Origin of the sequence: Legionella sp. 27cVA30 (assembly GCF_024160945.1) — a bacterium.
In the GTDB taxonomy this organism is placed as follows: Bacteria; Pseudomonadota; Gammaproteobacteria; order Legionellales; family Legionellaceae; genus Legionella_A; species Legionella_A septentrionalis.
On the sequence record NZ_JAMYXK010000001.1, the window covers coordinates 577447 to 598915 of the forward strand.

Consider the following 21469-nt stretch of genomic DNA (forward strand, 5'->3'; position numbering starts at 1 on the left):
TCATTCCTGTTAAGTCCCTATGAATAATTTTAACTTCAAGAAATTGTTTACGAATCTTTGCTTTATGGTTTCCCTGCTGCATTGTAAAGCAATGTTTGCACTCACTTTTATAGTCCACGATAATGAAAACGCAGTCGGGGAGATAAAGTATGTTCGTGCGCAAGCTGGAGAAACCCTTGAGGAAATAGGATTGCAGCATGACATAGGTTCTCATGAAATTGTGCGGGCAAATCCTAGGTTACTTCCCCACGCTCCCTTACAGGCAAATACTCGCATCATGATTCCCTCACGATTTGTTTTGCCTAAAATTTCCCGTCCGGCTCTGGTAATTAATTTGGCAGAGTTCAGGCTTTATTTTTTCCCGGCACAGGATAATGTTGTACTTACCTATCCAGTCGGCATAGGACGTAAAGGATGGAACACTCCTACTGGTTTAACCAAGATCATCGCCAAGGAACGTGCGCCTGCTTGGCGGCCTTCTTCCAAATTACGCGCAGAAAATGCTAAAAATGGTGTTTTACTCCCGGAAACATTTCCTCCTGGCTCTGCAAATCCCTTAGGGATGCATGTTTTACGCTTAGGTTGGCCTTCATACCTCATCCACGGCAGCAACAATCCGTATGCCATTGGAAAACGCAGTACTGCAGGTTGCATCCGCCTCCTTGCTGAAGACATGGAATATTTATTTAGCAAGGTGCCTGTAGGGACGCCGGTTAAGATAGTTAATATCCCTCGGCACAAAGCAGGATTTCAGCATAAACCGGATGCATGGGGCTGAGCTTGAGTAGACTCTTGTCACGTCTTGGACTCGCGCCTGAAGTTATGGCAAAGATAATGAAGAAAGTGAGTGATTAAGATAACAATTACAGAACCCAATAAATCGATCGGATAATGCCAGCCCAATAGGACACAGGAAAGTGACAAAAAGAAATTAATGGGTGCAAAAATATAAAATAAGATGCGCCACTCACGTAGCATATACAAGCAAAACCAAGCCCAAATGACATGAAAGGAAGGCAGCGCAATTAAGCCACCTTCCAGTGTTGATGGTTTTATATGGTGATGAATTTCCCAAAATTTCAAGCCAGTTGCTTGTTGGAATTGGTTAAAATATGGGCTTTTAAGGACGCTGGCTGGCGCTGTGGTAGGGAAGAAATAATAAAAAGTAAGGCCTATGATGGCGCTTGTTAACAAAAAAAAATAATATTCGCGAATTAGATGGTACCGTCCCGCAGCAATGATGATGAGCGGAAAAACAATCATTTGATCCAGTAAATTATAATAGAGAAAATTGAGCATGGCTTTAAAAGCAGGATGCGCACTTGTCCATGCCATCCATTCAACCAGGTTTATGCCCATCGAGGTTTCTAAAAATACAATGTACTCATCAATGGGGGGAAAGGGAGTATACTGAACTGCATTACTGGCAAACGTGAGTATTAAAATAACCAATAAGTAAAAAATGACTTCTTTAAGTTTTTTTAAGAGCCGTGTTAATCTGGTTGAATTCCCGAATTGTAAGGAAAGCCCGCTATAGACGAGTAATAAAGTTAGAAAAATAACAGGAGTATGAGGAGGGAAATAATTGTTGCCGGGGTAGCGGTAATAAAAGAAATTAACTCCCATCGCCAGCAGCGATAGAACCATGAGCAGGGCAGCCGCATACAAGGTGCATCGAGAACGTGTTATATGCATTAAAAAACATACCTACTTAAGAATTTGCACGCGTTTTATTTATTAAGTGTATTCTATAATCGCAGGTGGGACTATTCTACCGAAATTTCCCGTTGCTTTATGGCATGATAAATTTCTTCTCTGTGCACATTGATGGAGCGAGGTGCATTTACTCCAAATTTTATATTGCCATGTTCCTGCGTTTGAAAAGCAATAAGCTGTACAATTTCGCCGTCAATACAGATTATTAAGGGTTCTTCAAAAGGGATTGTGACAATACGCATACGAAAAAACCTCTTTATTTTTTAATATCTTATAACTTATTGATAACACAAATGCAAATGTAATTGTATTTTTTTCTTGCTTTTTCAGTTTAAAAAAGGGCTGATATCAGTAAATTATTGTCTTTTTTTGGTTCTATTAGAAATAAATTTGCTCTAATGTTATAATTTAATGAAAGAAAGATGACATTGAGGCCATATGCCAGACAAAGACTTAAAAGAGCGATTTAACAATTGGCGTCAGGCAAAAGCAGCAAGCGAAGAAACGGTATTTAACACAGTCGAGCTAATTGATGGTTATGTGACAAGCCATTCATTTCAAAACATGGTGAGCCTTACGGAAAAATCTTCCGTATTTATGGGAATTAATCAATATAAGGAACCTTTACGAGGGGCGGTTGCCTATGGTTTCCTGGAATTAGATAAACATGCAAATGCTTTTGCAGAAAGTAGCGAAGAACGGGCGATATTAAACAAGGTAAAAGATACTTTTACCCCACTCTATCAGAATTTAATTACCGACGGACCAAGATTAATTCCCATTCTGATTAAACAATGTAATGATTGGCTGGATAAATACGCCAATGTCAATGATGATAAAAAAGCGCTGAGATTGGAATTGTTCAAATCTCTTTTTGCGGTATTGAAATTTATAAAACTTTATATTGATTCTTTGCCGCGCTTAATCAAATGGTCTGCAGGTAAGGCGATTGATTTTAAGCAAATGGATACTTTGCTTGATCGGGTTCAAAAAATCCTGGCTGCTCAAGAACACTCGCCAAATAAGGAGCCTAAAGAGTTCATGCCGCAGGAAAGCGGTGAACAAGATGCTGGTACAAAGATCAGCATTGAAAAACAAGAATTATCAAGCCCAGAGGAAACTTTGGAGAAGCCCAAAGAGCAAGAAGTTCCTCCACTCAAGTTGTTGTCGGTTAAATTTCTCAGTCAAGACGAACTTAAAGAACAATCTACAGCGATATTAAAGCAACAAGACAAAACAATTTCGGCAAAAGCAGGCGAGATCATTACCCTGTTAAAACAAGAAAACGACAATCGAGCTAAAGTATTGGATAAGGCTAATGAGATAAAACGCCTTGAAGAAGAAAAAGCCAATATCCAGCAATTTATTAATGCCTTAAAGAATCCGTCATCAGCAGATGAAAAATACCTGAGTTGGGTTAAAGAGTTTTCTGGAAAAAATGAAGAAATAGATAAACTTAATCAGTTTAAAGCAGAGTTAAACTCTCCAAAAAATATTTATTCGTTGCTAAACGATAATGAAGAATATAGGAAAATCGCCGATTTAAAGAGAAATCAGCAATTGCATAATAAAATTATGCAGATTAAGCCAGCAGTCCAGCATGCGCCCAATAAACCCTTAATCTCACCGTCGGAAACCGCTACGACATTTTGGGGAATTTTCACCGGGATTGCTAACACCCTTGATAAAACAATGAATCAATGTGAACAATTCGTTTTTGACGCTGCCCAGACAATTGTAAATGTTTTAGTGCAGCATGATCCTGTTGAAATTGAAAAACAGTGTAGGCGAGAGCTTCTGACGATTGTCAATCAAAAGCTAGAAGCCATAGCTTGTCAATATCAGCAAGGAATAGATTCACAATTGGCACAGGCCCAATCAATGCTTGGAGAAGCCCAACATGATGCAACAGAAGCATTGGAGCAATCCATCAAAGCCAATTCACTACAGATAAACGCCTTAAATTCCTTTAAAGAATTGGCGGAAAAAATTGAGCAAAATTCGGCAAGCCTGGCAAAGGTTAAAAATCTTGATACTGAGGTTAGCCTATTTATCCAAAAACATGATACATGGCTGCTGCGGTTGCAGACCCTTTTGGTTAAGTGGCTGCCTAAATTTTGGTCCGAGGAGGTCGGCGCTTTTTACAAAATAAAGGATTTTCAGCAGGAGCTTAAAAAAGCTGAACAAAATTATAGTGAATCCTTGGCAGAGTCTTTAAATAAGCTATCCGCTATTGAAAATGATGAAATAAAGCCCGCGATTGATGAAGTACTAAAAAATGCAAGTCAGGGAATTGATGTCAAGCCTCAGCAAATATATAAGAAAGAATCCAACATCACGTTTTTTGCCCGGGTTAGTACGCAAAGCAAAGATTTTGTAAACAGTTTAGAAAAAGAAAAAAGTAATGATCCTGCCGGATTTAAACCATCCAGTTGAATAGTCATCTCAATAAAATAAGCGAGCGCCTCTTTTAGTCTATTTTCTCCCCCTCATTTTGACCAAAAAAATTGCTCCTGTGTCTTAAATAGGTTATGATTGAGCGTTTTTTTAACCTTGTCTTACCGTTAATCCATAAGCGGAAGACTTTAATCCACAAGGAGAAATCATGAGACATTATGAAATTGTGTTTCTGGTACACCCTGATCAGAGCGAGCAAGTTCCAGCGATGATTGAGCGCTATGAGGGCATTATCAAGAAGCAGGAAGGCATTATTCATCGTAAGGAAGACTGGGGCCGAAGACAATTGGCATACACCATCAATGATGTTCATAAAGCCCACTACATTTTAATGAATATCGAGTGTAATCAAGCTGCACTAGACGAACTCAAAACTGCATTTAAGTTTAACGATGCCATATTAAGATATTTGGTAATCAAGCAAAAACATGCAGTTACCACCGAGTCTGTCATGATGAAAAAAGAAAAAGAAACACGTGCAGCCTAAGGGAGAATAATTATGTCAGCCTATTTTCGTCGTAAAAAAATGAGTCGTTTTTCTGAAGATGTAAGCAATATTGATTATAAAGATATTGCCACGCTGAAGAACTACATTAGTGAAACCGGTAAAATTGTTCCCAGTCGCATTACTGGCGTGCAAACCCGCTTTCAACGGCAACTAGCTAAAGCAATAAAACACGCAAGATATATTGGTTTGTTGCCTTACTGCGATAGCCATAAATAATTAAAACTAAAATGATTCGGCTAAGTCGCTTAATACGTAATCAAGGGAAGTTTCTGCTAGAGAATTACTGGCATGCTTTGATAGCTGCAATCGCTCTTGCATTGCTTCCTTACACGGCTTGGTTATCCGTGGCTATAATAGCATTGATTACCTTAAGGCGCGGAGTGCGTGACGGCGGTTTTGTACTGATTGTTACCGTGCTTGCCTATTTTATTTCTTTAACTACGCTGTCTTATAAAAATGCTGCAATCAGTTCTTTGCTCACTTTTTTGCCTTGTTACCTGGGGGCTTGTGTCTTACGGTTAACGGCGAGCTGGCGCGCTGTTGCAGGTGCATTTTTTCTACAAGTATTTTTAGTGATGCTGCTTTTGCAAACCTGTGCACCCGATTTTATTCTGGCGCAATATCACTACATATACACAGCAATTAAGGAAATGCAAACAGAAAGCGTGCTTCTGGATTTCATTAATGATAACGACTTGAGTCCTTTGCTGCTTGCCAATTACTTATTAGGCGTGCAAGCTGTGGGGGTCTTGTTTTCAGCCGTTTTATCATTATTCCTGGCACGTTCTGTGCAATCTCAACTTTTTTATCCGGGTGGTTTTTCACGGGAAATATTAGGTTTTCGTGCGGAAAAAATAGGGCTTTTACTGCTGGCAGCCTTCTTATGGGCGGCCAGTCAGGAGAATGCTCTGGCTATGAATGTTTTGCCCGCATTGATTGTTTATTTTCTGGCTGCAGGGTTGAGTTTGGGATTTGCTTTGTTTGGCAGGAAACCAATAGGCGCTTTATTGCTAATTGTTCCTATTTTTTTGGTACCGTTGGTGATCGTGCCCGTGTTCGTTTTATTCGGATCATTGGATAGTTTGTTTAATTTCAGATTATATATATCAAATCAAGCAGATAAGAGAATATGAGAGGTTAGCGATGGAAGTAATTTTATTGGAGAAAGTTAGAAGTCTGGGTAATTTGGGCGATAAAGTTTCTGTAAAGCCCGGGTATGGTAGAAATTATCTTATTCCCCAGAATAAGGCGGTATTTGCCACAGAAAAAAACATTGAAATGTTCAAGGAGCGCCGCGCTGAGTTGGAGAAAAAAGCCCAACAAGCTTTTGCCAATGCAGAGCAACGCGCTGCAAAATTAAACGATATCACTGTGGTAATTTCGGCTCAGGCAAGCGATGAAGGTAAGTTATATGGTTCTGTAGGTGTGAATGAAATTAAAGACGCCTTAACAGAGCGATCCATTGAAGCCAGCAAACGTGAAATCGTTTTACCTGAAGGACCGCTGCATTCAGTAGGCGAATACGTTGTTGAAGTTCATTTGCACAGCGATGTCATTGCCAATTTAAAGATTGAAATTGTTGCTGCCAAGTAATAATGTATATGCCCGGTTATGCATTAAGCAGCAACCGGGTAATTTCTTACTAGTCAGGATGGTTAAAATTCCTTATCTCAGGCTTCATTAAAAAGGTTCCAAGCGGATGACCGCATAGGCTGGCTCTTCATAGGGATGTACTTCAATTAACTTCTGTACGGCCAGATGAATTAATTCATCACTGCAAAGTATTTCTACTTTGTATTCGTTCACAAAATTAAGCTCTTGCTTTTTCCCGATTGCAGGGTTGGCGTCTTCCAGAGGGCGAAACTGTCCGCGTCCCAGAGATTGCCAGCAGGTTTGCTCGTAATTCCCCAATTTTCCTACACCAAGCTCAAATAATGCCTGTTTTACTTCTTCCAGGTTTGCTTCAGGTACGTAGAAAATTAATTGATAATTCATAAAACCTCAGGATTTCCATTTAATGTTACAGCCAATGCTGGGCTTTTGTTCCGCCGACACAGATTTACCCTCAATTAAGGCGTCCAAAGCTTTGCGTATTGAATGGCCATCGACCGCAACGCCATTTCCCGGGCGGGAATCATCCAACTGGCCACGATAAACCAAAGAAAGATCGGCATCGAATACAAAAAAATCCGGAGTGCAAGCAGCATGATAAGCTTTAGCAACTTCCTGCGTTTCATCAAATAGATAAGGGAAGGGATAACCTTGCTCTTTTGCAACTCTTTGCATATTTTCCGGTGAGTCATCCGGATAACTTTCCACGTCATTGGAATTAATAGCAATAAATTTCACTTGCTTGGGGATATAATCAAATGCTAATTTCGTCAATTGTTGGTTGACGTGTTTAACAAAAGGGCAATGATTGCAAATGAACATGACGACAGTAGCAATATACTTTGAATCAACGTTTAAGTTGATTTTTTGACCGCTTGTGACATCCAATAAAGAAAAAAGCGGTGCTTGTGTTCCCAACGGTAACATAGAAGATTCTGTCCTGGCCATAACTCTCCCGATTTGATTAATGACAACAAACTAAAAAATAATCTTAAAGGCAGTACCAAAGGTAAATACCAAATTCAAAATAGCCCATAGAAGCGCGATGTGTCTACCTTGATAAACATTGTACATTGCAAATACGGCAATGCTTAGGCTGCCAAAGAAAAAAATCCAAGGATCGGCGTATGCAAAACCAATGGATAGCAAAGCGATTCCGGTAATGCCAATGAGTCTAAAAATACGCAATTCGCCACTTAATAAATAATAAACTAATAATTGCAGCGATAGCATGATGGGCAGACTAGCTTGCAGAACTGGCCCAATGCCAAGCAAGATAGCCCCGTGCCCGGCAAGAAGAATAAGCTCGAGGGCTATGTAATAGGTCAATTTAAAGTAAACTGCGGTAGTTAATAATAAACTTGCCCCTGCAACGTAATAAATCTGTGCGGCGGTAGGGGGTTGTTTAAAACCTAACAAGATAATCAGTGCACCAATGATACCTAAAAAAATAAAAAAAATTGGCTTGATTGTTTGCACACTCAAGTTACCAGCGGAGTAAAATTCCCTTGGCAGCGGCATCTTTAATCACCTGATTTTGTGGTTTGTTCGTTGAAACCCAGTAATTGCCCATATTGCTCAGGGCAAATTTAACGCGCGGATATTGGCATACTTCAAGAACATCGCTGCAATTTACCAATGAGGTATTATTCGCATCCTGGTGCGCATAACATTTAAAGTGTAAATTTTGGACATCTGAGGCAAACGCAGACCAATTTTGTGCATCAATTTTACTTTGCAGCTTTGGACTCATGAACACATCTCGTATTTCATAACGCTCCAGTTCAATTTGCATGTTGGAGCGGTTTTGAATTAAGTAAAAGGTTTGATCTCCTTTTTCATTTAAGACAAGGTAATTCGTATTAAATCCAAAACCCGTGACTTCGCATCCATGCGGAAAGGTGGCAGCGAAACCAATATCATTAAATGAAAGCAATATTAAAAAAGAAACGAATATTTTATTTATGTTGTTGCCCATTTTAAGCCTCAAATCATTGAAAGGCGCTATTTTAATTAAAATTGGAAAAAGGAAAAAGCTTTACTTGCTTAATCTTAAAAGGAATCCAAAAGTTAATCCTTATGGGCAGCAATTTTTGCCATAATCATCGGTGAGTAAGTGCGGTAGCCGCTTAATATTAAATACATGGCAACATATCCCAGGGAAATCGTCAGCCATAAAGGGTGGCTATAGGGATATTGCCACAATAGAAGAATAGAACTTATGCCAAATAACAGTGAGCAAGTGTGCATAATTATTTTTAATGTTTTGGATTCGGTTAAATAATCCAAACGCGAAGGATAGACATATTTTATAGGTACGAAAATTAAAATGCTGAGAATGAGTAAGATCAGGGTGTTGGTGTACATATTAGTATTAAAAATAAACATGTAAAACACAACAAAATTCCAATAGCAGGGGAAGCCTTTAAAAAAGTGATCCGCAGTTTTTGCATCAGCCTGACAGAATTGATAGGAAGAAGTAATCGTGACTGCCAGAACGATCCAATAAGCATAGTTTTCGGGGAGCATCCCGGGTTTAACTAACAAGAAAAAAGCTGGAGTAATTACATAATTTAAATAATCTACAATATTATCTAAAAGTGCTCCGTCTATTTGCGGCAAAATTTCCTTAACACCTACAAGCCTGGCGAAAGTTCCGTCTACTGCATCAATAAAAACGGTAATAGCCATCAGGCATAAAGCGTCAATATATTCATGCTGAAAAATCTTATAGAGAGAGAGTAAGCCTATGAACGCTGCACTTGCTGTAAATACATGCACAGACCAGGCTATGAAATGCCAAAAGTAAGAATTTTTTTTCTTATTATTCATCAGTTATCCTACTGGGATGGTTGGTATTTTTTCAGTTCCGCAAGGCAGAATCAGGAAAATCAAGGAATAGTAACAACAATCAAAAGTCATGTGCAACAATTGCAAAGCCGGTTAACAATGTGCAGCAAGTAATTTATGCTTTGATTTTTTATAAAAACCGGTTGGCTGCTGTAGTTTAATGCAAGTTATTCACTATAAGTTATCAGTTGTATAAAAATAAGGAATGCATGCTTTAAACAGCATGAAATATGCTGAGTTTATATCTAGTGTTTGCTCGGCAGCAAAATAAACTACACTTTTACCAGGCGACTAAAGGGAGTTACCATGCAAATTACGACGATGAACCCGGCAACTGAAAAACCATTGCAAAGCTATCCTTTGTTTACGGCGGATCAAGTGAACGCCTATATTGATGCTGCCCACCTTTGCTATCTCTCCTGGCGGAAAACAGATTTTGCACAGCGTAAGCAACGCATGCTGACTTTGGCTGAACTATTGCGGAAAAAGCAAGACAGTTATGCTGAATTAATGGCGAAAGAAATGGGCAAGCCCATAAGCGCAGGTAAGGCTGAGATGCAAAAATGTGCCTGGGTATGCGAGCATTTTGCCGAGCAAGCAGAATCCTACCTGGCTGCGCGTACTATTAAAACAGAGATGCAAAAAACAATAGTAAGCCATCAGCCTTTGGGTATTGTATTTGCCATCATGCCGTGGAATTTTCCATTTTGGCAGGTTTTTCGCTTTGCAGCGCCAACCATTATGGCAGGCAATGCGGCTATTTTAAAACATGCGCCGATTTCTACCGGTGCCGGAAACGCCATTGCAGATTTATTTTTGCAAGCGGGTTTTCCTGAGCATTTGTTTCAGCACTTTATATTAGACAATGACTTGGCCGCCAAAGTCATTGCTCACGAAAAAATCGTGGCAGTTACGTTAACAGGCAGCGAACAAGCGGGCAGTATCGTTGCGTCCAATGCTGGGAAACATTTAAAAAGAGTAGTCCTGGAACTTGGCGGCAATGATCCCTATCTGGTGCTCGCTGATGCAGATCTGGATTTGGCGGCGGAAAATATTGTACTTTCGCGTTTAAACAACAGTGGCCAAGTCTGTATTGCAGCAAAACGAACTATCGTCGTACACGAAGTATTCGATGCTATACTCGAAAAAATTTTGCAGCGCGTTAAAGGCTATCAAATGGGAGATCCACTGGATCCCTCTACCAATTTTGGTCCCATGGCACGCGAAGATTTGCGCAACACATTGCATCAGCAAGTGATGGAGAGCAAAGAAAAAGGTGCAAAGGTAATCGTTGGCGGTGAAATACCTCATTGCCAGGGGTTTTATTATCCCCCCACCGTGTTAACGGATGTGTGTCCAGGCATGCCGGCTTTTGACGATGAATTGTTCGGCCCTGTCATTGCTATTACCAAGGCTGAAGATGAGGCACATGCGATCCGCCTGGCCAATCAAAGCCGTTATGGGCTAGGAGCCGCTATCTTTACTCGTGACCTTAAACGCGGTGAGCGAATTGCCACTCATGAAATTGAGACGGGAAGCTGTTTTGTTAATGCTTATGTTGCTTCTGATCCTAGAGTTCCTTTCGGTGGCATTAAACGCTCTGGATATGGGCGAGAGTTATCGCAGGAGGGAATTTTGGAATTTGTTAATATTAAAACGGTTAGTATCAGGTGAAATTATTTAATAATCAACTTATCCTTATCTCGGCAAAGGAACAAGCCATGCGTTGTTATGCTGGTGATGACCTCCATAAAACCTATCCGGTATCTACGGGTAAAAATGGCTTGGGCGAACAAGAGGGAAGCGAGTGTACGCCACGCGGCTGGCACCAAATTCACAGCATTATCGGCTTGGACAATGCCGTAAACAGTGTATTCATTGCGCGCCGGTGGACAGGAGAAATATACACCCGAGAACTGGCGGCGCAATATCCGGGTCGAGATTGGATCTTGACCCGAATTTTGCAGCTGGATGGCTTGGAGCCTGGAAGAAATAAAGGAGGAAGCGTAGACAGTTTGCAACGATACATCTACATTCATGGCACTCCTGATATCACGCCTTTAGGTACACCAGGCTCCAGAGGCTGCATACGCATGAATAATGCCGATATTATCGAGTTATCCCTCTGGGTTAAAGTAGGTAGCGTAGTGTGTATTGAATAAAAAATATGCAAAAACCAGTAGAACCATTTCCGGCATTAATGCAAATAAACAAAATGCTCTTAAATATCGCAAAACCAGCTACAATGGGTATATAATTCACCACAATGAATTACTATTATCATGCTAAACGGGGTGATGCATGTCTTATAAATTTGAAGAAGGTAAAGATTTAATCATCGACGCGGTCGTTAACAAGATAAAACAAAAAATGAGTAGCGATCAAGCCAAGTTGTGCGCTGAATTTATACGGCAGTTTTTTGGTACAGTGGCCTTGGAGGATTTACAAGATTGGACCATTGACGATCTGTACGGTGCTGCAATTAATTTCTGGCCCCTCATCCAACACCGTGCGCCCGGCGAAGTAAAAATTCGCATCTATAATCCTGATTTTGAGCGCCATGGTTGGCAGACTACTCACACTGTAGTGGAAATCGCTTGTGAAGACATGCCCTTTTTGGTGGATTCTATTCGTATGGTCGTCAACCGTATGGGATTGGCTTCTCATTTGATCATGCATCTTGGTGGTTTGCGTGTAAAACGGGCAGCAAATAATGAAATAACCGCTATTTTACCGCAAAATGGCGAAACTTCGGACGATGTTCAGTTTGATTCCACCATATTGATGGAGATTGATAGGCAGACCGATCCGAAAGTTTTGGATGAACTGCACCGAAATTTTGAGCGTGTCCTTGAGGATAATCGTCTTGTGGTTGAAGACTGGTTGCCTATGCGTAAAAAAGTGAAATCCATGATTGAAGAGCTGGATAGAGCTCCTAAAAATCTGGATCCTAACGAAGTAGAAGAAACGAAAGCTTTTTTGCATTGGATTGAAGATCACCATTTCACTTTCCTGGGCATACGGGATTATGAATTAATTCATAAAGATAAAGAAACTATCCTGCAAGCCATACCGGAAACAGGTTTAGGCGTATTAAGATCAGGCTTGAGCAAGTCCAGTGCGCGCAGCATTTCAGCGATGACGCCCGAAGCCCGCGAACTTACCTTATCGCCCCGAATTTTGGTAATGTCCAAAACCAATACCCTAGCCAGTGTACACCGGGATGCATACACCGATTATATTGGAGTTAAATACTTCAATCAAAAAGGTGAAGTAGTAGGTGAGCACCGAATTATCGGGTTATATACGTCTGCTGCATACAATACCAACCCGAAACATATTCCTTTTCTACGGCATAAAGTGGCCTTGATAATGAATAATTCTTCATTAAATCCACGCAGCCATGCGGGCAAAGTATTGTTAAATATTATTGAAACTTTGCCACGCGATGATTTAATCCAGGCAACTGATGAAGAATTATTGCAAATGGCCATGGGTATTTTCCACATGCAAGAGCGTCGCCGCATCCGCATGTTTGCAAGGGTGGATGTGTACCGTCGTTTTATTTCATGCTTGGTGTTTGTACCAAGAGACCGTTTCAATACAGAGCTTAGAGAAGCAATGCAGGAAATTCTCCGCGAAAGCTTCAATGCGCAGGAAATCACTTTTTCTACCCGGTTTTCCGAATCTATTCTGGCTCGTATTCATTTTATTATTCGTATCAATCCGCACGAAAGCAAAGACTTTGATTTCAAGGCGGTCGAGAAAAAATTAATCGAAGTGGGTCGCTCCTGGACTGATGATTTGCAGCAATACTTGTACGAAGCATTCGGAGAAGAAGAAGCCAACCATCTTTATGCACGTTACAAAGATGCTTTCCCGGCAGTTTACATGACGAATTTTTCAGCCCGGACTGCAGTTTTCGACATCAAGCACACTGAGCAATTGTCGGTGGATAATTCATTGGGGATGAATTTTTATCGTCCATTGGATGAGCTTTCGGGCAGCTTTAAATTAAAAATCTATCAGCATGACACCACCATCCCATTGTCTGATGTTTTACCCATTCTTGAAAATTTAGGAATGCGCGCCATTAGCGAGCGTCCGTATTTACTTAAATTTAACGATGGAAAAATTACCTGGATTAATGATTTTGCATTGCATTATACCCGCGACAGCGAATTCAATTTTGATGATATTCGCGATTTATTCCAAAATGCATTCACCAAGATTTGGTTCGGCGATGCAGAAAACGATGGCTTTAATCAATTGGTACTGGCGGCAGGGCTTGACTGGCGGCAAGTGACGGTATTGCGCACTTATGCTCGCTATTTCAAGCAGATAGGATTTACCTTCAGCCAGAATTACATTATTTCAGCCTTAAATAATAATGCATTGATTTCTAAAAAATTGGTGCGATTATTTGAATTGCATTTCAATCCAAAAACAATAAAAGACCGGGAAAAGAAGATACACGCGCTGGTCGCTGAAATTTTGTCGGATCTGGATGCTGTGGATAATTTGGACGAAGATAAAATTATTCGCCAGTATGTGCAGGCAATTACATCGACTCTGCGCACTAATTATTACCAGTTGGATAAAAAAGGCCAGCCTAAGAATTATGTATCTATCAAGTTAAACAGCAAGACCATTGCCGGGGTGCCTCGTCCTTATCCCATGTTCGAGATTTTTATTTATTCTCCAAAATTCGAAGGCGTGCATTTGCGTTGTGGAAAAGTGGCCCGTGGTGGAATTCGTTGGTCGGATCGGAGAGAAGATTTCCGCACAGAAATCCTTGGCTTGATGAAAGCGCAACAAGTTAAAAATGCTGTGATTGTGCCAAGTGGTGCTAAAGGCGGTTTTGTGGTTAAACAATTTCCGGTTAATGCCACACGCGAGGAAATATTGGCAGAAGGCATCAATTGTTATCGTTTGTTCATCCGCGGTTTGCTGGATATTACTGATAACTATAAAGATGGTCTCATCATCAAGCCAAATGATGTAATCACTTATGATGAGGATGATCCTTACCTGGTCGTAGCAGCAGACAAAGGTACCGCTACATTCTCTGATATTGCCAATGAAATTTCGGCAGAATATGGATTCTGGCTGGGAGATGCGTTTGCATCCGGCGGCTCTATTGGTTATGACCATAAAAAAATGGGCATCACGGCAAGAGGGGCCTGGGAATCCGTAAAACGTCATTTCTACGAAATGGGCGTAGACATTCAAACTACAGATTTTACTGTGGTTGGTATTGGCGACATGTCAGGCGATGTGTTTGGAAATGGGATGTTGTTATCCAAACACATTAAATTGGTTGCTGCGTTCAACCACATGCATGTCTTTATCGATCCAGACCCTGATCCTGCACTGAGTTTTGCAGAACGCCAGCGGTTATTTAATTTACCGCGTTCAACCTGGGCGGATTATGATAAAAAACTGATTTCGAAAGGTGGTGGCGTGTTTAACCGCAATGCCAAATCAATCGTCGTCAGCAAGGAAATGAAGCAATTATTTGGCATTAAACAAGCTGCCGTTGAGCCTAATGAGTTAATACGCATTGTGCTGCAAGCGGAAGTGGACCTATTGTGGAGCGCAGGCATCGGTACATTCGTGAAAGCATGCTCCGAACCCAATGCAGAAGTTGGCGATCGCACCAATGACGCAATCCGCATCAACGGCAAACAGCTTCGTTGCAAGGTCGTTGGGGAAGGCGGCAACCTTGGCCTTACCCAATTAGGGCGGATGGAGTATGCCCTGCATGGAGGATTGATTTATACCGACTTTATCGATAACTCGGCTGGGGTCAGTTGCTCCGATAAAGAAGTAAACATCAAAATTCTGCTTAATTCGGTCGTGGCTGCGGGCGATCTTACGACGAAGCAGCGTAACGAGCTACTGGGTGAAATGACGAATGAAGTTGCGCAGCTGGTGCTCCGGGAAAATTATTTACAAACACGTGCTATCAGTTTAATGGCAACCCAAGCTGCTCGCTCGCTCGGGTTGCACAGCCGTTATATCCATGAACTGGAGCGCACAGGTAAATTGGACAGGGCGTTTGAATTTTTACCGGATGAGAAGGCGCTTGTCGAGCGAAAAGCTGCTGGCAAAGGATTAACAAGTCCTGCCATTGCAGTCTTGTTCTGCTATAGCAAAATTGTGCTGAAAGAAGCTATTTTGGCTTCCGATGTGCCTGAAGATCCTTTCTTGAAGCAACTCTTGCTGCAGTCTTTTCCCAAACCGCTGCAAGAAAACTTTAGTAAGCAAATGCAGCAGCATCCATTGAAGCGAGAAATCATTGCCACAAAATTAAGCAATATTATTCTCAATGAAATGGGCTTTAATTTCGTCTACCGTCTACAGGATGAAACCGGGGCCCCAATTTCTGCTATTGTGCGTGCCTACATGATAGCCAGAAGCGTTATTAATATGAATGCCATCTGGACGGAGATTGAAGCACTGGATGGCCGCGTTGATGCGCAAAAGCAGACTGAAATGATGATGCTTTATGTAAGATTACTGCGTCGAATTTCGCGTTGGTTCTTGCGTAATCGCCGGATGAAATTGGATATCAGCAAGACCGTCAAATTGTATGCGCCAGGTTTTGAGGAAATAAAAGCCGCTCTGCCGAAAGTTCTCGGTGAGCAGGATCGTAAATTGTATGACGATACTTATCAGAAATATTTACAATGGGGCATTTCGGAATTTCTGGCTCATGAGTTAACCATAACCAAAGGCTTGTTTGCCGTAATGGATATTATTGAGGTAGCTCATCAGCTGGATACGAGCATCACCAGAGTGGCAGAAGTCTATTTCAATATTGGTTCTTTTCTGGATTTGGAATGGATACGTTTACAAGTAATTATTCATCCAACAGAAAATCACTGGGAAGTCTTATCCAGAGAAGCCTTGCGTGACGATTTGGATTGGCAACAACGTCAGTTAACAGCCAGTATCATTCAAGCAGATAATAAGAAAGATTCTGCAAAACTGATTCAATCCTGGTCTGAAAGTCATACGGCGCTTATCGAGAGATGGCATCAAGTTTTAGCTAATTTGCGTTCATCGGGCGGACTTAACTATACCATGTTTTTCGTTGCCATACGTGAATTGTTGGATTTGACGCAAACCACTATCCAAACGTCTGAGAAAAAGCCTCTGTTGGAAGAAGCCTAATCTTGTCTGTTTCCCGGATAACTGCGCGTTAGCGGTTATCCGGGCTTACATAGGCGTGTGGCAGGGTGCAACATTGTCTAGCGCTTGGGTTTGTCTATAACCATTAAAATGAGTAAGATAAGTTCTTTTGAGTGTGTCATTATAAGGAAGTAAACGTGCTTAAACATCGAAGTAAAATTTCTCAAGACTATAGCAATCCGGAAGAATATGTTCGGTATTCAACGGGTTCAAAGTGGCTGCATTGGTTAATTGCCAGTCTCGTAATTATCTTGCTCGCGGTTAGTTTTTTCCTGGAAGATGTGCCGGAGCAATACCAGCCTGTTGCTTATATGATCCACAAATCCTTGGGTCTAACAGTATTATTTTTAATGGTGCTTCGTTTATTTTGGATTTTGTATAAAGGTAAACCGCCATTGCCGCAAACGGTTCCTGCTTGGCAAAGACTACTGGCAAGGGGCGTGCAATACAGTTTTTATGTGTTTTTATTTGCAATGCCGCTAAGCGGCTGGATTATGTCGGTTGCTGCCGGCAGAACGCCGGTGTACTTTGGTTTATTTTCAGTGCCTTTGCCTATTTCGCCCGATAAAGAATTGGCCAAAACAATGAATGGCGTTCATGAAACCATTGCGTGGGTGTTGATAGCGTTAGTGATTTTGCACGTGGCAGGTGCATTGAAACACTATTTTATTGATCGGGATAAAGTAGTACAAAGCATGTTGCCCTAGCCAATGACAACTTTCGTTGCCCTGGCCTAGGGCATGCATTTTAAGAATTCTTGGAGATGCGGCTTATCTTTTTCTGCAGCAAGATAATTGCCTAGCCGCATTATTTCCTTATCATATTCTGGTTTGGTGATGCAGCCGCGCATGAGTTCGAAGCGCAGATAAACACAATACGTGTTGAGTACATCCGTTTCGCAATAATCGCGGATGCCTTGGATGTTTCCTGCCAAATATTCTTCCCAGACTTTCTCGCCACTCATTCCCATTTTCCCGGGAAAACCCAGCATAGTGGCAATTTCATCCAAAGGGGCGCTTGCTTTCATTTGGTAAGCGGATAAAACATCCATCAAATCCAGATGGCGATAATGATAGCGGTTCAAATAATTATTCCAGCGAAATTCCTGCTGGTTGTCGCCCGCCTCCCAATACGTGGATGCAGTTATGCCATGAAACAGAGCGCGATAATGCAGAACCGGCAGATCAAAACCGCAGCCATTCCAGCTGACCAGCGTAGGCGTGTGTTTATCAAGCCCATTGAAAAAACGTTGGATCAATTCCTGCTCATCAGCATGCACATCGCCTAATGACCAGACTTTTAACTGGGAAGAATTACAAAGCACCAATGAAATCGCAATAATTTTTTGCAAATAATGCGGTAAAAAATCATGGCCTACTTTCGCGCGGCGCAATGCAAATAATGCACGGGCGGCATCGCTATCGGCAAGATTCTCCAGCCCGTAGAGTTTACGGCCGCTTTCAAGATCAGGAATGGTTTCAATGTCAAATACTAAAATGGTCATAAAGGTATGAATATGAATTTTATCGCAGTAAAAATATCACACGCTTTTAAAGAATAGTAGGAAAGTTTTCTAAGATAGCGGCCTTATTTGCTGTTGCCATTTAGTTCGTTACCATGTTAAAAATGCTGTTCACGCGTTGCAAGGAGCAATCGATGTCAGCTTCCATGGGAAAGAAGTTTCGGGATTTAGTCAATACGCAGCCACCCGTGCAAATTCTAGGGGCAATCAATGCTTATGCTGCGATGTTGGCTGAAACAGCCGGGGCGAGGGCGCTCTATCTTTCCGGTGCAGGAGTGGCAAATGCCTCTTATGGTTTGCCGGATTTAGGCATGACCGGACTTGCAGAAATACTTGAAGATGCAGGGCGCATCATTCAAGCTTGTTCGCTTCCCCTCCTCGTTGATATCGATACTGGATTCGGGCATGTATTTAATATCGCGCGCACGATTAAATTGATGGAACACGCCGGAGTGGCTGCCGTTCATATCGAAGATCAAGTGACCGCCAAACGTTGCGGCCATCGCCCCAATAAATCCATAGTGTCCATGCATGAAATGGGCGATAGAATCAAAGCAGCGGTCGATGCCCGTTTGGATGAAAATTTTGTCATCATGGCTCGGACTGACGCTTACGCAAATGAAGGTTTGCAAGCGGCCATAGAACGTGCACAATTTTATACAGAACTTGGTGCGGACATGATTTTTGCGGAGGCATTACCGAGTCTGGACGATTATCGTGAGTTCACCATGCAGGTGAAAGTTCCCATCCTTGCGAATATCACCGAATTTGGTAAAACCCCAATGTTTACAAAAGAAGAATTAAAAAATGCCGGCGTAAAGTTAATTTTGTACCCATTGAGCGCTTTCCGAGCCATGTCGTTTGCGGCATTAAACGTCTATCAAACTATTCTGGGGCAAGGGACGCAACAAGCCGTATTGAATTCAATGCAAACGCGTAATGATCTCTATCAAGTGTTAAAGTACAATGATTTTGAAAAAAAATTGGATGAGTATAAGGGAGAGCAGGATGGCAAATAAATCAGCAGGGTTGGAAGGTGTGATTGCAGGTCAATCTGCCATAGCTACTGTAGGGCAAGCAGGAGCTGGATTAAATTATCGTGGCTATTCCATTGAAGATTTGGCCGAAAATGCAACTTTTGAAGAAGTGGCTTATTTATTAATTTATGGGCAGTTACCCACCCGCACCGAATTGGCTACTTATGTGAATAAGTTAATCAGTCTGCGTTCTTTGCCTGAGCATTTAAAATCTGTTTTGAAACTGATTCCAAAACAGACGCATCCCATGGATGTTTTACGCACCGGCTGTTCCATGCTGGGGACCCTGGAACCTGAAAAGGATTTTTCCGAGCAGTATGATATAGCTGATCGTTTATTGGCTATATTTCCAGGTATGTTGTGCTATTGGTATAACTATCATCAATTCGGTAAGGAGATAAGCGGGGAAAGTGATGAAGAAAGTGTCGGTGGGCATTTTTTAGCTTTGTTGCATGGAAAAAATCCGCCTAGCTTGCATCGCGATATGATGAATGTTTCATTAATCTTATATGCCGAGCACGAATTCAATGCCTCCACCTTTGCCGCACGCGTAACTGCGGCTACCCTATCCGATTTTTATTCAGCCATCACCAGTGCCATCGGTACATTAAGAGGGCCGTTGCATGGTGGGGCCAATGAAGCCGCGATGGAGCTTATTGAGCGCTTTAAAAGCCCTGATGAAGCCGAGCAGCAGTTAATGGTGATGCTCGCCAATAAAGCTAAAATCATGGGGTTTGGGCACCGTGTTTATAAAGACTGCGACCCTCGTTCCGATATCATCAAGGAATGGGCAAGAAAATTGGCTAAATCCCAAGAAGAAATATTGCTGTTTAAAATTTCTGAACGTATTGAAGCAGTTATGCGACGTGAGAAAGATTTATTCCCGAACCTTGATTTTTATAGTGCTTCCGCTTATCACTTTTGCGGGATCCCAACCTGCCTGTTTACACCCATTTTTGTCATGTCAAGGATTACGGGGTGGTCAGCACACGTATTTGAACAACGAGCAGATAATCGCCTGATCCGGCCAACTTCAGAGTACACCGGGCCGGAAGCGCGTCCTTATATTGCCATCGATGCGAGGTAAAATTGATGCACACATTTGTAGAAGATAATATCAAACCGAATTACGACCAAGTAATGAATGACATTGCCGATTATGTGCTGCATACCCCGATTAAAAGTCACGAAGCATTTGAAACAGCACGTCTTTGTTTAATGGATTCATTAGGCTGTGGCATATTGGCCCTAAGTTTCAAGGAATGTACCAAGCTGTTAGGCCCTGTTGTACCGGGCGCATTCTTGGCGAATGGTGCGCGGGTGCCGGGAACGGATTACGAATTGGATCCGGTACAAGCTGCGTTTAATATCGGCACCATCATTCGCTGGCTTGATTTTAATGATACCTGGCTTGCAGCTGAATGGGGACACCCATCGGATAATTTGGGAGCCATCCTTGCTGTTGCCGACTACGTCAGCCGACAAAATTTAAAAAAAGGAAAACCTTCCTTGCTTATGCAAGATGTGCTGACTGCCATGATTAAGGCACATGAAATCCAGGGATGCCTGGCATTGGAAAACAGTTTTAATCGCGTGGGGCTTGATCATGTTTTCCTGGTCAAAACAGCCAGTGCTGCCGTTGCAGCTGCTTTGCTGGGTGGCGATAAAGACATGATACAGCGCACGCTCTCGCAGGTTTTTGTGGATGGTCAAAGCTTAAGGACTTATCGGCATGCCCCAAATGCAGGCTCGCGTAAATCCTGGGCCGCGGGAGATGCTACAGCTCGTGCTGTACGATTGGCTCTTATTAGTCAAACGGGTGAAATGGGTTATCCTAGCGCATTAACCGCCCCCAAATGGGGCTTTTACGATGTGCTATTTGCAGGAAAGCCGTTTAAATTTCAGCGGCCCTATGCGAGCTATGTGATGGAGCACGTCCTTTTCAAGCTTTCCTACCCTGCAGAATTTCATGCACAAACTGCAGTGGAATGTGCGGCAGCCTTACATCCTTTACTGAAAAACCGTTTGCAAGACATTGCCCGCATCGAATTAGTTACGCATGAGTCGGCTATTCGTATTATTAGCAAACAAGGGCCGCTCCATAATCCTGCAGACAGGGATCATTGTTTGCAATACATGGTCGCTGTGGCTCTTTTACATGGCGATCTGCGTGCCGAACACTACGAGGATGAAACCGCTTCTGATCCACGCATTGATCTATTGCGCGAAAAAATGACTGTATCCGAGAACAAGCAGTTTTCCAGCGATTATCATGATCCAGAAAAGCGTTCGATTGCCAACAGCATGAAAATTGTATTTAACGATGGCAGTGAGAGTGAATTGGTAACCGTGGAATATCCCATCGGGCATAGAAGGCGCCGGGAAGAAGGGATACCTGTCCTCTTGTCTAAGTTTAAACATAATGTAAGTACTCATTTTTCTGCGGCTCAAGTGGAAAAAATCATGCAAGCCATGAGCGACACCAATTCCTTGGCAGCAATGTCTGTGGTGGATTTTATGGCTATGTGGGCTTTTGCCAAGTAGAATATTTTAGCCCGGTTATTGCTGTTG

General features: G+C 42.0%; 21 protein-coding genes. 13 read left to right on the forward strand and 8 right to left on the reverse strand.

Translation table 11 applies throughout. The features are described from left to right. The first annotated feature begins 19 nt into the window (after positions 1-19). Positions 20-778, forward strand: a complete 759-nt coding sequence (locus NKV53_RS02585; protein WP_126954881.1) for a L,D-transpeptidase family protein — start codon at positions 20-22, stop codon at positions 776-778. A 17-nt stretch (positions 779-795) separates the two neighbouring features. Here the strand turns inward: NKV53_RS02585 and NKV53_RS02590 are convergent, their stop codons facing one another. Then, positions 796-1695, reverse strand: a complete 900-nt coding sequence (locus NKV53_RS02590) for a phosphatase PAP2 family protein (RefSeq protein WP_127033241.1) — start codon at positions 1693-1695, stop codon at positions 796-798. A 71-nt stretch (positions 1696-1766) separates the two neighbouring features. Further along, a complete protein-coding gene (locus tag NKV53_RS02595; protein ID WP_126954879.1) occupies positions 1767-1958 on the reverse strand; it encodes a carbon storage regulator in 192 nt (63 codons plus the stop codon). A gap of 196 nt (positions 1959-2154) precedes the next feature. On the opposite strand from NKV53_RS02595, the gene NKV53_RS02600 reads away from it, so the two are divergent. The 5 genes from NKV53_RS02600 (at position 2155) to rplI (ending at position 6274) form a co-directional block, all read left to right on the forward strand. After that, positions 2155-4152, forward strand: coding sequence for a hypothetical protein (locus NKV53_RS02600; RefSeq protein ID WP_253350648.1), 1998 nt, complete (start codon positions 2155-2157; stop codon positions 4150-4152). 169 nt (positions 4153-4321) lie between these two features. Then, entirely contained in the window at positions 4322-4660 is a 339-nt protein-coding gene (gene rpsF, locus NKV53_RS02605) for a 30S ribosomal protein S6 (RefSeq protein WP_126954877.1), read from the forward strand. Between the two features lie 12 nt (positions 4661-4672). Then, on the forward strand, positions 4673-4897 hold the full coding sequence (gene rpsR / locus NKV53_RS02610; RefSeq protein ID WP_126954876.1) for a 30S ribosomal protein S18: 225 nt from the start codon (positions 4673-4675) through the stop codon (positions 4895-4897). An 11-nt stretch (positions 4898-4908) separates the two neighbouring features. Further along, positions 4909-5814, forward strand: a complete 906-nt coding sequence (locus NKV53_RS02615) for a hypothetical protein (RefSeq protein WP_253350649.1) — start codon at positions 4909-4911, stop codon at positions 5812-5814. Positions 5815-5824: 10 nt separating this feature from the next. Beyond that, positions 5825-6274: a 50S ribosomal protein L9 gene (gene rplI, locus NKV53_RS02620; RefSeq protein ID WP_126954874.1), complete on the forward strand. Its 450-nt coding sequence runs from the start codon at positions 5825-5827 to the stop codon at positions 6272-6274. A gap of 87 nt (positions 6275-6361) precedes the next feature. Here rplI and NKV53_RS02625 read toward each other — a convergent pair whose 3' ends face one another. The 5 genes from NKV53_RS02625 to pcsA form a co-directional block, all read right to left on the reverse strand. Further along, positions 6362-6676 carry a P-II family nitrogen regulator gene (locus NKV53_RS02625; RefSeq protein WP_126954871.1) on the reverse strand — a complete coding sequence of 105 codons (315 nt, stop codon included), beginning with the start codon at positions 6674-6676 and terminating at the stop codon, positions 6362-6364. Positions 6677-6682: 6 nt separating this feature from the next. Further along, positions 6683-7240 carry a thioredoxin family protein gene (locus tag NKV53_RS02630; protein ID WP_126954870.1) on the reverse strand — a complete coding sequence of 186 codons (558 nt, stop codon included), beginning with the start codon at positions 7238-7240 and terminating at the stop codon, positions 6683-6685. A gap of 30 nt (positions 7241-7270) precedes the next feature. Then, positions 7271-7813 carry a hypothetical protein gene (locus NKV53_RS02635; protein WP_253350650.1) on the reverse strand — a complete coding sequence of 181 codons (543 nt, stop codon included), beginning with the start codon at positions 7811-7813 and terminating at the stop codon, positions 7271-7273. After that, positions 7779-8270 carry an enhanced entry protein EnhB gene (locus tag NKV53_RS02640; protein WP_126954869.1) on the reverse strand — a complete coding sequence of 164 codons (492 nt, stop codon included), beginning with the start codon at positions 8268-8270 and terminating at the stop codon, positions 7779-7781. The genes NKV53_RS02635 and NKV53_RS02640 overlap by 35 nt, the downstream gene beginning before the upstream one ends. A gap of 92 nt (positions 8271-8362) precedes the next feature. Next, positions 8363-9124, reverse strand: coding sequence for a phosphatidylcholine synthase (gene pcsA / locus NKV53_RS02645; RefSeq protein WP_126954868.1), 762 nt, complete (start codon positions 9122-9124; stop codon positions 8363-8365). A gap of 324 nt (positions 9125-9448) precedes the next feature. Here pcsA and NKV53_RS02650 point away from each other — a divergent pair, with 324 nt between their 5' ends. From NKV53_RS02650 to NKV53_RS02665, 4 genes are all read left to right on the forward strand, one after another. After that, entirely contained in the window at positions 9449-10816 is a 1368-nt protein-coding gene (locus NKV53_RS02650; RefSeq protein ID WP_127057362.1) for an NAD-dependent succinate-semialdehyde dehydrogenase, read from the forward strand. After that, the gene (locus NKV53_RS02655; RefSeq protein ID WP_267900238.1) at positions 10813-11304 is read left to right on the forward strand and encodes a L,D-transpeptidase; all 492 of its coding nucleotides are present in this window, start codon (positions 10813-10815) and stop codon (positions 11302-11304) included. The genes NKV53_RS02650 and NKV53_RS02655 overlap by 4 nt, the downstream gene beginning before the upstream one ends. 139 nt (positions 11305-11443) lie before the next feature. Next, positions 11444-16321 (forward strand): NAD-glutamate dehydrogenase, encoded by a 4878-nt coding sequence (locus tag NKV53_RS02660; RefSeq protein ID WP_253350652.1) that lies wholly within the window; start codon positions 11444-11446, stop codon positions 16319-16321. Positions 16322-16476: 155 nt separating this feature from the next. After that, positions 16477-17046 carry a cytochrome b gene (locus NKV53_RS02665; RefSeq protein WP_233579789.1) on the forward strand — a complete coding sequence of 190 codons (570 nt, stop codon included), beginning with the start codon at positions 16477-16479 and terminating at the stop codon, positions 17044-17046. 26 nt (positions 17047-17072) lie between these two features. Here the strand turns inward: NKV53_RS02665 and NKV53_RS02670 are convergent, their stop codons facing one another. After that, entirely contained in the window at positions 17073-17843 is a 771-nt protein-coding gene (locus tag NKV53_RS02670) for a 3'-5' exonuclease (RefSeq protein WP_126954864.1), read from the reverse strand. Between the two features lie 152 nt (positions 17844-17995). Here NKV53_RS02670 and prpB point away from each other — a divergent pair, with 152 nt between their 5' ends. Genes prpB through NKV53_RS02685 form a run of 3 tightly spaced genes read left to right on the forward strand, consistent with a single transcriptional unit; the run spans position 17996 to position 21442 of the window. Beyond that, on the forward strand, positions 17996-18880 hold the full coding sequence (gene prpB / locus NKV53_RS02675; RefSeq protein WP_127057359.1) for a methylisocitrate lyase: 885 nt from the start codon (positions 17996-17998) through the stop codon (positions 18878-18880). Next, positions 18870-19985, forward strand: coding sequence for a 2-methylcitrate synthase (gene prpC, locus NKV53_RS02680; RefSeq protein WP_126954862.1), 1116 nt, complete (start codon positions 18870-18872; stop codon positions 19983-19985). Before prpB ends, prpC begins: the two co-directional genes overlap by 11 nt. 5 nt (positions 19986-19990) lie before the next feature. Next, a complete protein-coding gene (locus tag NKV53_RS02685) occupies positions 19991-21442 on the forward strand; it encodes a bifunctional 2-methylcitrate dehydratase/aconitate hydratase (RefSeq protein ID WP_126954861.1) in 1452 nt (483 codons plus the stop codon). Positions 21443-21469 lie beyond the last annotated feature (27 nt).